The sequence below is a fragment of the Bacillus multifaciens genome (assembly GCF_030756675.1).
GTDB classification, from domain to species: Bacteria; Bacillota; Bacilli; order Bacillales; family Bacillaceae_G; genus Bacillus_A; species Bacillus_A multifaciens.
Map to the genome: position 1 here is coordinate 22,327 of NZ_JAVBXD010000033.1, position 14,099 is coordinate 36,425.

Sequence of the window (14,099 nt, forward strand, 5' to 3'; positions counted from 1 at the left end):
TGTTTATTCTCCCTTCCCGTTTCTTTCAGGAATAATAATTGTTGAAATCGTTCTTCGCTTTCGCTCTGGAGATGGTTTACGCTCCATCGCTTTTAAAAATACTCCACTCATTTCCTGTACAAACTCTTGAAACTCCTCATCACTCATGTAAAAACTTGCTTGTCGGTACCCGACTCCATCTTTTTCAAAATCAATATGATCTTGCTGTAAATAATCTTTTAAATTTGCCATAAGTTGTGTAACAAACATCATAAAATATTGCATATGTTCTTCTTTCGTTACGTCTTGCAAATCCTTTTGTGAAACACTAGCCACACTGAAATTTAAGGCATATAACTTTTCAATCGTTCCTCGTATTTGCGTTTCCTGAGCAACTTGTAATATATGTGCTGTCGTTAGTTTATCTAAATGGCGATATAACGTCGCTTGTGGGATGTGCGGCAACTTTTTCGCAAGCTGCTTTGCTGTTAAATTCTCTCCTCCGATAAACTCTTGAATCAATTGAAAACGAATCGGATGAAACAGTATATCCATCTTTTTTTCTTTCATATAGTAAGACCTACTCTCTTTTATTACACCTTATGATTATATTATCAAAAATGATAACAAAAATACACACAAAATAATCTATATTTTTCCGACATATAAGTCACTGCTATGCAAAATACACCATGACCACTACTTGCTTTCTCCTTTTGTTTGAAACCTTGCATGTAGTAGGAAAAGGCCCTAACCGTTTCTAGGCTCGGCCAGATGCTCTCGCCCACCTAAAAAAGAAGGTTTTTATGCCGTTTTTTCAATTTATATACAAAAAAATAAGTAAGACAATAAATTGCCTTACTTACTTCTCATGTATTACACTTTAAACTTTTCAATCATAAGTTGTAATTCTTCTGCCATTTTCGCTAAATTGTGAGCAGAAGAACTGATTTCTTCCATCGAATTCACTTGTTCTTCTGAAGAAGCAGCGACGTTTTGCATACTTGCTGTATTTGTTTCTGCTGCTGCTGCAATTTCATCAATTGCATTTGTAACTTCATTTGCATCTTCTGACATGTTTGTTGCCGTTTTTGCCATACTATGAATTTGAGATACGATATCATTTGTAACCTTTAATATTTCTGCAAAATTTGTTTTTGTCTCATCAACAGCTTCAAGGCCAGATTGTACTTCTATTTTCACTTCATTCATCGATTGTACAGTGCATTCTATGTCATCTTTAATCTCTGTAATTAGTTTCGCAATTTCTCCTGATGATTCTCCCGATTGCTCTGCTAACTTTCTAACTTCTTCTGCTACAATTGCAAATCCACGTCCTTGTTCTCCGGCTCTTGCTGCTTCAATTGCTGCATTTAAAGCTAATAAATTAGTTTGCTGTGCAATATTTTGAATCACTTCTAAAATAGCACCGATTTGTTTGGACTTTTCATCCAATAATTTAATAATCGTATCTGATTGTGAAACAGACTGGTGAATAGATTGCATTTGCGTCGCTGTTTGTTGTACTAATTTCCCGCCTTCTTCTGCCTTTTGTCTTGCATATGCTGAAGAATTTGAAATCGTTTGTGAGCTATCTGTTACATTTTGAATCGCCGTATTCACTTGTTGTAATAGTGCCGCTCCTTCTTCAACTCCTTGACTTTGTGACTGAGCACCAATGGATACTTGTTCCATCGCAATTGTAATTTGATCTGTCGCCTCATTTGCCTGTCGTACACTTGAAGTTAACTCTTCCGCTGAAGCAGCAACATGCTCTGCTGAGTTACTCATTTTAGAAATTACATCTCGTAAAGAAGCTGACATCTCATTAAAGGAAGCTCCTAATCTTCCAATCTCATCGTTAGAACGAACCTCAATTTCTTCTGTTAAATCGCCTTGGCTAATTTTTTGTGCAGAAGTAACAATCCTTCTTAATGGATTTGTTATTGATTTGATGATGAAGTAAACAAGAATGCCACCTAACAACATAGAAATGACAACTACAATTACTGTTTTAAAGAATACTGGTTCAGCAGCCTTAATAATTTCATCTTCATACACAACACCAACGATTTTCCAACCTGTTTTATTATTTGTTTTAAAGGAAAGAATCTTATTGTCTCCTTTATCATCGTATGAAAAATAACCTTTCTCTTTCTCGTAAACCGAATTAATGAAAGCTTCTGTCACCTTAGAACCGCCTTTTCGAGTAGGGTGACTGACAACTTGTCTGTTTTGATCCAAAATTACTGCATAGCCTTTTTCTCCAAGTTTAAACATTTTTGTCGTTTTTAATATGTTCTCAAGATTTAAGTTAACACCAACAACACCTTTTCCATCTTTCGTCTTCTTCGCAACTGTTACTACCATGTTTTTTGTAGAAGAAGACTCATATGGTGCGGTAATAATTACTTTATCACCATCTTTCATGGCGTCTTTATACCATGGACGATCCGTTGGTTTATACCCTTCAGGCATTTGCACATAGGGCTCTCTTAAAAACATCTCATCTTGCGTCCCGATATAAAGCCCTTCTACTTCCGGATGGATCTTTATATATTGTGCGAATTTCGCTTTTACGTTTTCTACATTTCCATCTTTATACGCATCTTCTGTTAATATATCCGCAAAATAAGCGACATCCACAGATTTCGCATCTAAATTTTGCGTAATAACACTATCTAGAACATCAATATTTTCATTTGCTTTTACAATAATTTGCTGTTCAAAATTTGTTTTTGCCGTTTGATATGACACACCGCCAATAATAACCCCAGGTACAATTAAAATAAGAAGAAAAGATACAATTAATTTCCTTGTTAGACTAATGTTTCCTATTCGTTTCAATACACTCCTCATACATAACAACTCCTTATCTTTTATTTTTTTAATAACAAAACCATACCCTTTATTCCATCTATCTAAATATTTAAAACTTACTTTAAATTTTATACATTATATCATTATAAAACAATATACAAATATTTTTGTTAATATTTCGATAATTTCTGTTTGTAAAATAAGAACATATGAGGGGCTTAATATTGTGGGTATCTTAGTAATGCAAAGCAAAACGTGACTTGCACTCGCATGTGACAGAAAAAGGCCCTGACCGCTTCTATGCATGATCAGATGCTCTCGCTCTTCCCTACGGTTTACGTCAATTTTTCAATTTGAATTTATATATTGAATCTATATAAAAAAACGACATCTATATATAAATCCATTTTGACTTTTCAACATACAAATTGCGACTATGTAGAAAAAAAGATTCTACTACTGTCTTTCTCCCTTTGTTTGAACTTCGCATGTGGCAGAAAATGGTCCTGACCGCTTCTACGCATGGCCAGATGCTCTCGCTCACCTAAAAAGAAAAGGGGGTTCATGTCGTTTTTTAATTTGGATTTATATATACGATGCCGTTTTTCATAATCTACTTTTTTTATTCACAACCAGTGATCAACCAATCATCTTCTAATTTACACAACAATGTTTGTTCATTTACTTCCTGGCCTAATTTTACTTCGATAGCTAATATATTACCGCTAAAGCCAACCGCGGCTTCTTCTAATGTTCCATCACTTTTTTTAATAACAAATAACTTTTCCCACTCGTATACGTAAGATGATTGTTGAACAAGTATTTCTTCAATCACTCCATTGCATGGGCTATAAACATTTTCAATTACATCTTTCATCTAAACTTTTCTCCTCATTACATTTCAGTGTTATATTTCTCACCTATTCTAACATTGTTATGAAAATCAAATTGTATTTTAAAAATTCTTTTATTTATACAAATTGATTTTAATTTTTCAATATATAAATTGCTGCTTGGCCTTGTAGTTTTAGAGATAAGCTACTTGCCCATTTGCCGATAAAAAGCTTACAAAATAAAAGAGAACATATATTATATATGAATAATATGTGTTCTCTTTTATCTTTCATGAGACAAAAGTAATCTTGAGGAATTCATGCTAAATAGTTACAAAAAACCTCTAGAAATTTCTAGAGGTTTTCATGATTTTCCGGCTTTTTCTCTTCTGGACTTGGAATCGCAGCCTTTATCTCTCCGCTTTGCTGCATTGCACCTTTCCCAGCAAAACTTTCTAACAACTCTTTTAAATCAATTCCCGAAGAAGCCTTCAAAGTTTCTTGCATCGTTGCCATTAAATCTGTCGCATAGCCGGCAACTTTACCAGCACCGCTATTTTTTCCACCGCCGCCGGTATCAACAACAGTAATTTTGTCGATATTACTAAGCGGGCTTGCAATCTCTTTTGCATAGCTTGGTAACATTTTTAATACCATATCCATAATTGCTGCTTGGCCGTATAGTTCAAATGCCTCAGCAATTTTTTGTTTTGCTTCCGCTTCAGCAAGACCTTTCAGCTTAATAACATCCGCTTCTGCTGTACCTTGTGCTTTTTGTACTTCTGCTTTTGCTTGTCCTTGTGCTTTTTCAATTTCGGCTTTCGCTAAACCTTCTACTCGTACTTCTTCTGCACGCGCTTTTGCTTCTGCTTCAATTTTATATTGCTGGGCATCAGCTTTTTTCATTTGTTGCACTTTTTCTGCCTCCGCCGCTTGCTCAACTGCATAACGATCAGCATCTGCCTTTTTCTTCACTTCTGCATCGTATTGCTTTTCACGACGAGCAATTTCTTTTTCTTCTAATTCAATTTGTTTTTCACGCTCAATAATTTTCACTCGCATTTGTTCTTCTGTTACACCTTGCTGAGCCTTCGCTTGCTGTAATTCATAGGAAAGGTCAGCATCGGCACGCGCTTGTTCTTGTTCCCTTTTATATGATTGCACCTTTAACTCTTTATGTTTCTCTGCTTCCGCAATTTGCGCATCACGCTGATACTCTGCTTCTTTTGCTTCTTTTTCAGCACGTGCTTTTTCAATCCGTGCTTCTTTTTCGCGTTCTGCGTTTGCAATTTGTGCATCGCGCTTTACCGTTGCAATTTGCGGCTGGCCAAGTGCATCTAAATAGCCGTTTTTATCACTAATTTCTTTAATTGTAAATGATACAATACGTAATCCCATCTTCTTCAAATCAGTGGAAGCAACTTCATGTACTTTCTGAGCAAACTGTTCCCTGTTACTATACGCATCTTCTACTGTCATAGAAGAAAGAATCGCTCGTAAATGTCCTTCTAATACTTCCTTTGCCTCTACTTTCAGTTCTTCTGTTTCTTTTCCTAAATATTGCTCTGCTGCTGTTGATACTTCCTCAATTGTAGAACCTACCTTAATAATTGAAACACCATTTACTGTGACTGGAACACCTTGCTTCGTATATGTATCACGTGTTCCTACTTCTAACTTATAGTTTAATAAGCTAAGAGGCTCTGCTTGCTGCATAATCGGCACAACAAACGTACCGCCGCCGCGAATAATTTTAATCTTCTTACCATCATCTGTTGTCACGACATTTTTCCCACTGCCTAAACCGCTTCCCGTTACAATTAACGCTTCATCTGGACCAACTGTACGATACTTTGTAATAAAGACTAAAATCAAAATTGCTAATATTGCTAATAAAACACCACCGATAATTAATAGAACCATAGTAACTCCTCCTTCAAAAAATATACACAAAAGTATTCATGTGTGGTCATTCATAGGAAATACAACCCTCTAAATCTCCACTTTAGTACACTTTTTCTTACATTTACTCTTTTTAGATGTTTCTCTTTTGTTTGGATATTAATTTGTAACTTATCTGGGTACATTGCAGTAATATAGCCAACATGAGTTACCTTTTTGGTGTCTGTGTATTGTACAATATCTCTATGTTTAAACCCATAAGTTTCAGAATGTATCGCTTTCGTTTTCTTTCTGATTGGTTTAATGACCCAGTCTTTTATGTTTGTATCATGGATCTCTAACCCACAAATAACTAAAGCGTCATTAGAATGTGCCTTTTCAATACTCCAATCTATTCTCCTATTTGCAGTATCTCCACCACTTGTTAAAAGCAAAGTACCATACTGAGATAAGTGTTGTTGTAACCAGTTTTTACCTTGCATAACGTGTTGAGCAAAGTCTAGCCGTAAACTCTTTCCGTTAATCATTTTTTGATACTTATCAACAAACTTTTCTTCTTTACCTTCTGTCTTTTGGTGACATTTACTACACAGTGTAATCAGGTTATCTAATGTATTAGAGCCTCTTAACCTCCTAGGGACAATATGATGTACTTCTAACATACAGTTTGATTTTCTGCATTCCATACATTCATATTTGTCTCGTATAATTACAGCCTTTCTCATGTTTTCATCTAGCCGATTGGATTTTTGATATTGCCAGTTGTATAACTTCTTGTCATCAATCAATGCTCGTATGTCTATCGCAACATCTTCTAAGTGAATACTTGCAATGTCTATCCATTTTGAAATCTTATTTACAAACCTAATAATCGTTTGTCTCTTTTGAAGTATACTAGGTGCGATTCTTCCTTCTCTTCTACTACTTGCACGATTATCAAATTTTGCTTGACGATACCGTTTGTGATTTCTTTTGTATCGTCTATATCCTCTTCTTTGCTCCATTAGCTTTGATACATCTTTTCGATGTTCAATAGTAGCTTTAAAGATTGGTTTGTTTTTTGTTTTACATTCTTGTACTAACCCAACCCCAACATGTAAACTACCATCGTCTATCCCCAACCTAATTTTATAATCTACATCTTCCACTGACTTATGAAGTTGAATTACCATTGGGTATTTTGCAACAAGTTTTGCTCTTTTCTTCCTAATTAAGTACCATCCATTGTTGACACTTGTAGGAGCTAATTTTCCTCCTTCTACATCCAATACAAAACAATATTCTTTGTTTTTATTTTTAGTCATCTCTGACCAACCATCCTTTCGGAGAATTTCGCTTTTTGCCAATGACAGATGAGAGTTCATGTGTTTCGGTGTTTGACTACAGGGCAGTAGTAGTCGGTCATCCTTCCACACTCTTAGAGCAACGGACTAAAGCGTGTATCCGAGGGTAAGTCTTCAACTTACTCATCAATCGTAGTTCATCATGCAATTTAACTTTCGTCAAAACGCACTCACTTAGGCTTGAAACCGAATCAATAGTAAGTATACGAGCATATTTGCCCACGTTTGTATACTTTTTTATATGAAAATGACTACTATTGATTTAGTCCTTATCATTTCGGTTTCTTTAAAGAAACCGCTAAATTTTGTACAAGTAAAACACCATCTTCCACTGCTTCAACAATGACATCTGATCCTTGTGAAATATCTTTCTTTCCTATCGTTTTAGCTGGCATCGCATTACTGCCAAACTGAGAAACTAGCAAAACTTCACCTAGTCCTTCTTTCGGAATCGTAATAATCACTTCTCCTTTGCAGCCAATAAACTCTTCCATGCGGTGCATTGTATTTTGCTCCGCTTTAGAAAGGGGCGCTAACACAAGCATTTTCATCGTAATCACACCAACAAGTGCAAGGAAAAAAGAAATAACAAAAATCGCAATACTACCCCAAGGAAATAAATATTCTAGTATGTAACCAAATCCACATAACATCGCCAGAAAGCTAAATAAGAGCGTAAAAGGCGAAGTAGCTCCGCTTGATATACTAAAAAGAGATTCTAAAATATCACCAAAAAGCAAATAAAGAATGGCAATAGCTGCCGTTATAATAAGCCCATATAAATAAATGGTTTCAATTGGAACGTTAAACAACATACGCTTCACTCCTTTCGACATAAGTGAAACTTTCATTAGTGGTAGCTTTCTTTATCTTCAATTCAATTCCTTTCCTTATTAATAGTGAGATCTAACAAAATAACAGCTCTTTTTCTAATATATATTCCTCCTCCCTTTTAGTTATCTTAATTTTCTAACATTTAATCTTTAAAAAAGAGGCTGTTACTACAGCCCTCAAAAAAAGAACAGGAGAAAGCTATAGTGACAGCCTCCTCCTGAAAATAAACTAATATATGGTATATTTATATAATACAAGATTTTACACAAAAAGTAAAGTCATATATATATTGGAAGTTACTTTTTTACGATTCACCTATAGAATGTTAATTTTTTAGCATATAAGTCGCTGCTATGCAGAATACACCATGGCCACTACTTGCTTGCTCCTTGTGTTTTAAACATCGCATGTGGCAGACCGCTTCTACGCATGGCCAGACCCTCTCGCCCACCTAAAAAGAAAAGGGTTTTTAGGTCGTTTTTTTAACTTAGATTTATATATAAGGGGTACTACCAACCCAAAACAAAATAGACAGTGGATTTTTATGCATGTATGGACAAACAAATAATCCTCTTTCATGTGAACTGAATATCTTAATCACATAGGAGGGAAAACATGAAAGAAAAACAACTCATTCTTACTATACTTGGAAGCAGCGGCGGCGCTGCTCGCGCATTTTTATCTCTATTAAATCATGCCGTGAAAGATACTCATAATCCTTTATACGCTCAGTTGCAAAACTGTTCCATTCATTTAATTGATATAAGGCAAAAACCAAAGTCTTATTTTCAGGATATGTATCCCGCATTATACGAAAGCTTTACATTCCATGTGTTCGATCTAAGCGATAACACATTATTTCGAGATCATCTACAAAAAACAGGGACAAGTATCGTCATTGATGCTTCCTTAGCAGATGCAGTAGAACTGTTAACATGCTGCAATGAAGCGAATGTACATTATATTAATACAGCATTGCAATCACCAGCAATCGATGCGAATGAACATATTAAACGCTTCAGTTTATTAGAAAGACAAAATTTCTTTGAAAAGCATAAACCTGCCTTCACACAAATGACAGGCGTTATTTGTTCTGGTATGAATCCTGGCGTCGTCCAATGGATGGCAGTTAAATTAATGGAGCAAAATCCTGAGGAAATTCCCCTCGCTTGTTTCATCGTCGAACACGATACAACTTTCTATCAGGATCCAACTCTTATAAAAGAAAAAACTGTATACTCGACATGGTCTCCTGCGGGATTTTTAGAAGAAGCTATTTTAAACTATCCTCTTTTCATGAAACATCAAACTCCTATGCTCTTATGTAACACTGCTTATGAACAAGAATTTAAAGTAACATTAGGAGATAAACAGTTTTTCGGTTGTTTAATGGGACACGAAGAAGTAATTAATCTCGGAAAATTGTACGATATAGAAGTCGGTTTCTTATATCGTATTAATGATTATATGACGCAAGTAATTCATGACAATCAGCAGAACATTGATGAACTATGGAACTGGGATCATCACGTATTAAATCCCGAAACTGGACAACTCCTCGGTGAAGATTTAATCGGTGTATTACTTGTCTATAAAGACAAAGAAGTCTATATGTACAATACAACTGCCACCCAACATGTGTACAACCAATATGGAACAAACGCAACCTACTTTCAAGTCGCATGCGGCGTTTACGGTGCACTTGCTAGCCTCTTACTCGACAATTTACCACTTGGCTGTTACTTCGTAGACGAACTTCTTTTAAATACAGATTCAAAATATGGAGAATATCTTTCTTATTATATGAAAGATTTTGTAATAGGAGAAAATCATACGACAGATGGGTTATTATTTGATCGTATAAAAAAGATTGAGTAGTTTTTCTACTCAATCTTTTTGATTCCACTTAGAAACAAAACACCTTACATTTAGTAGGCGATTCTTCATGAAAAAAGCTCTTACTTTCAATTCATGTCTCCCATAGAAATTAACTATTTGATAAAAGAAAAAACTCCTTTTCAAAACCTGTATTCTCCCAAAAGTTTAAAGCCAATTTATTATCTAAATCAACATACACTTGAATAGAAGAAATACTCTCTTGATTCAACCAATGTGTTAAATATTCTACTAAATTTTTAGCAATTTGCTGTCTTCGATATTCTTCCCTTATATAAACCTCATCAATTTGACCATATAGCGTATCGGTAACTAGATCTTGTTTAATAGAAGCTATTCCATAACCAATCATATCTTGGCCTTCATCAGTTACTACAAAAACAGCGCCATATTTTGATTGTACAAATTGTTCTAATTGCTCATGAATGCCCATTCTATCGCTTTCGTCCAATTCACATTCTGCTGTTTCTATAGCATTCATATTCCATAATTCTATAATTTTTTTTATAAACTCTTGATAATCTAGTTCCTTACTAAGTTGTTTAATACGTGTATTCATTTTAACTCCCCCTTTATAAATATATTGTAATAAATTCTGTGTTGTAGTATAAAGAGGGAATTAGTTGGGAAAATACATAGGAGATTCCGATATAAAAATTATATTAAAGTATAATTTATTAAATTGAGCTGGGCCTGAATCAAAGTTGTGCTTAATGTACTCAGTCGTTACAAACAAAAAACCCCTACACTTAGGGGTTCAAGCCATCTTCTCATTCGATTCTTCACGGAAAAAGCTCTTCATCGCATGAAACACGTCAGCTTTTTGTTTTAAAATATAATAGCGAAACTTTTCATCTTTTACGTTTTTATATGCTGACATGAGTGTACTGTGGCGGTTGTACTGGTTCACCTCTCCATACCCAAACATGTTAGATACTTTCATCAACTCCTGCACCAGTTTGACACAGCGTGCATTGTCAGAGGTTAAATTATCTCCATCTGAGAAATGAAATGGATATATGTTATAGCGTTCTGGAGAGTATTTTGTTTCGATCAGTTCTAATGCTTTTCGGTATGCTGAGGAACAAATGGTTCCACCGCTTTCACCTTTTGAGAAAAATTCTTCTTCTGTAACAACTTTTGCTTCTGTATGGTGCGCGATAAATTCAATATCAACTGTTTCATATTTTGTACGTAAAAAACGAGACATCCAGAAGAAAAAGCTGCGGGCCATATATTTTTCCCAAAGCCCCATCGAACCGCTCGTATCCATCATTGCTAACACAACAGCTTTTGATTCTGGCTTTAAAACTTCGTTCCACGTGCGGAATTTTAAATCTTCTCGTTTAATTGGATGAAAAGCCGGATTACCATTCATTGCATTTCGTTTATAAGCAGAGATTATCGTCCGTTTTTTATCAATGTTTCCCCAAAGGCCCATTTTGCGAATGTCGTTAAATTCAATATGTTCAATGCGATTTTCGTCCATTTCTTTCTGCTGTAAATTAGGAAGCTCTAATTCTTTAAAAAATGCTTGCTCCAGCTCTAAAATCGATACTTCTGCCTCGTAGTAGTCTTCTCCTGCAGAGTCCCCGGCGCCTTTCCCTTTTCCTGGTCCTTTTTGTTTTTGACCAGAGCCATCTCTCGCGACAACATCACCGATTTTACTATCGCCTGTTCCTTGACCAACATGCTTATTTTTATCATAGTTATAACGAATTTTATATTCATCTAGTGAACGAATTGGTATTTTTACAACATCCCTGCCATTGGACATGATAATGCTCTCTTCTGTAACAAGGTCTGGTAAATTATTTTTTATTGCCTCTTGTACTTTTTCTTGATGACGTTGCTGATCATCGTGTCCTTTACGATGGAGGGACCAATTTTCCTGTGAGATTGTATAATTGTTTTGATTTTCTTCTGTCATTCCTTTCCCTCCTTACATAGTTTTTTATGCTTTCATGAAAACACATCCTAAAACATGAGCTTCTTCGTTAGAAAATAAATTATGAAGAAATACACTTCATAATTAAGAAAGAAACACAATGCATTGTTGCACACTTTACGGCTCTGCAACATATTGTATTGTGTTGACTTTTTTCTGTATGAATGGTTGGTTACTCTATCATATGCTGGTTGTGAAAATAATTGACAAATAAATTCATAAGATTGCATTTTAATTTATTCATAGTGGACAAGCATTGCCTTTATATAAATTAAAGTTGAAAGACGACAGAAAAAAACCTTTTCTTTTTTTGTGGGCGAGTGCATCTGGCCATGCATTGGAGCGGTCAGGACCCCTTTCATGTTTTAAGCAAGTAGCGGGCATGTTGTGTCTACATAGCAACTAACAAGCACAATATACAAAAAAACTGCCTCAAGTAAGAGACAGCTTTTCTGCTATGATAATTATCGGTTTAATAAGCTACCTACATAGCGGAGCAATTCGTTTGCCGATGTGGAATTGTAGCCATGTTCGTCAATTAACCTTGCTACAACGTCATTAATTTTCTTCAATTGATTCTCATCTGGTGTTTTTGTTGACGTTGTAATTTTGACAACGTCTTTCAAATCAGCAAATAGTTTTTTCTGGATTGCCTCGCGAAGACGTTCGTGCGAATTATAATCAAATCGCTTCCCTTTGCGGGCATATGCAGAGATGCGGATTAAAATTTCTTCGCGGAACGCTTTCTTTGCGTTTTCCGAAATACCAATTTGTTCTTCAATTGAACGCATCAGTTTTTCATCTGGGCTCATTTCTTCTCCAGTTAACGGGTCACGCAGTTTCGACTTATTGCAATATGCTTCTACGTTATCTAAATAATTATCCATCAGTGTCTTCGCAGATTCTTCATATGAATATACAAACGCTTTTTGTACTTCTTTCTTCGCAATTTCATCATATTCTTTACGCGCTAATGAAATGAAGTTCATGTAGCGTTCACGATCCTCATTACTAATGGATGGATGTTGATCTAATCCATCCTTTAAAGAACGTAATACATCTAAAGCATTAATGGATGCTACTTCTTTACGAATAATCGTAGAGGAAATACGGTTAATGACATAGCGCGGATCAATTCCACTCATACCTTCATCTTGATATTCCCGCTGCAATTCTTCTATATCAATAGAATTGTATCCTTCTACCATTTCACCATCATATAAACGCATTTTCTTAATTAAATCGATATCTGGTCGCTTCGGATCTTTTAAGCGTGTTAAAATGGTAAACATCGCTGCAACGCGAAGTGTATGCGGTGCAATATGCACATCGGAAACATCACTTTCATGAATCATTTTCTCATAAATATGCTCTTCTTCACTTACCCGTAAATTATATGGAATTGGCATTACAATAATCCGTGAATGAAGTGCTTCATTTTTCTTATTCGAAATAAAGGAACGATATTCTGTTTCATTCGTATGAGCAACAATTAGCTCATCTGCGGAGATTAATGCAAATCGACCTGCTTTAAAATTTCCTTCTTGCGTTAGTGATAATAAATGCCATAAAAATTTTTCATCGCATTTTAACATCTCTTGAAATTCCATCATTCCGCGATTTGCTTTATTTAACTCCCCGTCAAAACGGTAAGCGCGCGGATCAGATTCTGAACCAAATTCGGCAATGGTAGAAAAATCAATACTACCTGTTAAATCAGCAATATCTTGCGATTTCGGATCAGATGGACTAAATGTTCCTATCCCTGTTCTGCGATCTTCCGAGAAGAAAATCCGCTCAACAATTACATCTTCAATTCTACCGCCGTACTCTTGTTCTAGACGCATTAAGTTTAATGGTGATAAATTCCCTTCAATCCGCACTCCATACTCTACATAAAAGTCCTCACGTAAATGATGCGGAATAAGATGTAGCGGATCTTCATGCATCGGGCAACCTTTTATGGCAAAAACCGAACCGCGATCAGTATGTGAATATGCCTCTAATCCTCGCTTTAACATTGTAACTAATGTAGATTTCCCGCCACTAACTGGGCCCATCAATAATAGAATTCGTTTTCTTACGTCTAATCGTTTTGCAGATGGATGGAAATACTCTTCTACAAGACGCTCTAATGCTTCTTCTAATCCAAATAATTGATTACTAAAGAAGTTATATTTTCGTCTGCCGTCTACTTCCTCAATTCCAGCATCCTTTACCATATTATAAATACGAGAATGCGCTGTTTGTGCCACCCATGGTCTTTCTTTCAGAAGCTCTAAATATTCAGCAAATGTCCCTTCCCACTTTAAACGCTCTTCTGCTTCCCGGTGCTGTTCAATTTTCTTTAAAATATCCATTATAGCTCCTCCCCCATCTCCTTGTTCAAGCGGATTATTATAAACGTATGCGAGGATGTCCTTAAACATTCATACGAATCAAAATGAAATTGTACACAAACTTTATAAAGTTTATTACCAAAATTGAAAGAAAATTCGGTATAATACAAATGATAGAGATAATATGAATGGGGGCTATGCTCAT

Annotated in this window: 10 protein-coding genes; 1 reads left to right on the forward strand and 9 read right to left on the reverse strand. The window is 35.5% G+C overall.

Features of this window, described 5'->3' with window-relative positions; translation table 11 throughout:
• Positions 1-3: 3 nt before the first annotated feature.
• The 6 genes from Q9306_RS18475 to Q9306_RS18500 form a co-directional block, all read right to left on the reverse strand.
• Positions 4-549, reverse strand: a complete 546-nt coding sequence (locus tag Q9306_RS18475; RefSeq protein WP_306201101.1) for a helix-turn-helix domain-containing protein — start codon at positions 547-549, stop codon at positions 4-6.
• Positions 550-855: 306 nt separating this feature from the next.
• Positions 856-2,838 carry a methyl-accepting chemotaxis protein gene (locus tag Q9306_RS18480; RefSeq protein ID WP_306201103.1) on the reverse strand — a complete coding sequence of 661 codons (1,983 nt, stop codon included), beginning with the start codon at positions 2,836-2,838 and terminating at the stop codon, positions 856-858.
• A 583-nt stretch (positions 2,839-3,421) separates the two neighbouring features.
• A complete protein-coding gene (locus Q9306_RS18485; RefSeq protein ID WP_306201105.1) occupies positions 3,422-3,676 on the reverse strand; it encodes a hypothetical protein in 255 nt (84 codons plus the stop codon).
• Positions 3,677-3,986: 310 nt separating this feature from the next.
• The gene (floT, locus tag Q9306_RS18490) at positions 3,987-5,555 is read right to left on the reverse strand and encodes a flotillin lipid rafts scaffold protein FloT (protein ID WP_306201107.1); all 1,569 of its coding nucleotides are present in this window, start codon (positions 5,553-5,555) and stop codon (positions 3,987-3,989) included.
• 50 nt (positions 5,556-5,605) lie between these two features.
• Complete coding sequence (gene iscB, locus Q9306_RS18495; protein ID WP_306201109.1) at positions 5,606-6,838, reverse strand: RNA-guided endonuclease IscB; 1,233 nt, start codon at positions 6,836-6,838, stop codon at positions 5,606-5,608.
• Between the two features lie 311 nt (positions 6,839-7,149).
• Positions 7,150-7,692, reverse strand: coding sequence for an NfeD family membrane protein (locus Q9306_RS18500; protein WP_306201111.1), 543 nt, complete (start codon positions 7,690-7,692; stop codon positions 7,150-7,152).
• A gap of 634 nt (positions 7,693-8,326) precedes the next feature.
• Between Q9306_RS18500 and Q9306_RS18505 the strand changes: the two genes are divergently transcribed.
• Positions 8,327-9,589 carry a Rossmann-fold NAD(P)-binding domain-containing protein gene (locus Q9306_RS18505; protein ID WP_306201113.1) on the forward strand — a complete coding sequence of 421 codons (1,263 nt, stop codon included), beginning with the start codon at positions 8,327-8,329 and terminating at the stop codon, positions 9,587-9,589.
• A gap of 109 nt (positions 9,590-9,698) precedes the next feature.
• Here the strand turns inward: Q9306_RS18505 and Q9306_RS18510 are convergent, their stop codons facing one another.
• The 3 genes from Q9306_RS18510 to Q9306_RS18520 form a co-directional block, all read right to left on the reverse strand.
• Positions 9,699-10,166, reverse strand: coding sequence for a GNAT family N-acetyltransferase (locus tag Q9306_RS18510; RefSeq protein WP_306201115.1), 468 nt, complete (start codon positions 10,164-10,166; stop codon positions 9,699-9,701).
• Positions 10,167-10,364: 198 nt separating this feature from the next.
• A complete protein-coding gene (gene yhbH / locus Q9306_RS18515; protein ID WP_306201117.1) occupies positions 10,365-11,537 on the reverse strand; it encodes a sporulation protein YhbH in 1,173 nt (390 codons plus the stop codon).
• Positions 11,538-12,019: 482 nt separating this feature from the next.
• Positions 12,020-13,915 (reverse strand): PrkA family serine protein kinase, encoded by a 1,896-nt coding sequence (locus Q9306_RS18520; RefSeq protein ID WP_306201119.1) that lies wholly within the window; start codon positions 13,913-13,915, stop codon positions 12,020-12,022.
• Between the last annotated feature and the right edge of the window lie 184 nt (positions 13,916-14,099).

What these genes read in the sequence shown, in the direction of transcription:
- iscB (WP_306201109.1), bottom strand. Translation starts at nt 6,838, where the DNA reads ATGACTAAAAATAAAAACAAAGAATATTGTTTTGTATTGGATGTAGAA.
- Q9306_RS18520 (WP_306201119.1), bottom strand. Translation starts at nt 13,915, where the DNA reads ATGGATATTTTAAAGAAAATTGAACAGCACCGGGAAGCAGAAGAGCGT.
- Q9306_RS18500 (WP_306201111.1), bottom strand. Translation starts at nt 7,692, where the DNA reads ATGTTGTTTAACGTTCCAATTGAAACCATTTATTTATATGGGCTTATT.
- Q9306_RS18510 (WP_306201115.1), bottom strand. Translation starts at nt 10,166, where the DNA reads ATGAATACACGTATTAAACAACTTAGTAAGGAACTAGATTATCAAGAG.
- Q9306_RS18505 (WP_306201113.1), top strand. Translation starts at nt 8,327, where the DNA reads ATGAAAGAAAAACAACTCATTCTTACTATACTTGGAAGCAGCGGCGGC.
- Q9306_RS18475 (WP_306201101.1), bottom strand. Translation starts at nt 549, where the DNA reads ATGAAAGAAAAAAAGATGGATATACTGTTTCATCCGATTCGTTTTCAA.
- Q9306_RS18480 (WP_306201103.1), bottom strand. Translation starts at nt 2,838, where the DNA reads ATGAGGAGTGTATTGAAACGAATAGGAAACATTAGTCTAACAAGGAAA.
- Q9306_RS18485 (WP_306201105.1), bottom strand. Translation starts at nt 3,676, where the DNA reads ATGAAAGATGTAATTGAAAATGTTTATAGCCCATGCAATGGAGTGATT.
- floT (WP_306201107.1), bottom strand. Translation starts at nt 5,555, where the DNA reads ATGGTTCTATTAATTATCGGTGGTGTTTTATTAGCAATATTAGCAATT.
- yhbH (WP_306201117.1), bottom strand. Translation starts at nt 11,537, where the DNA reads ATGACAGAAGAAAATCAAAACAATTATACAATCTCACAGGAAAATTGG.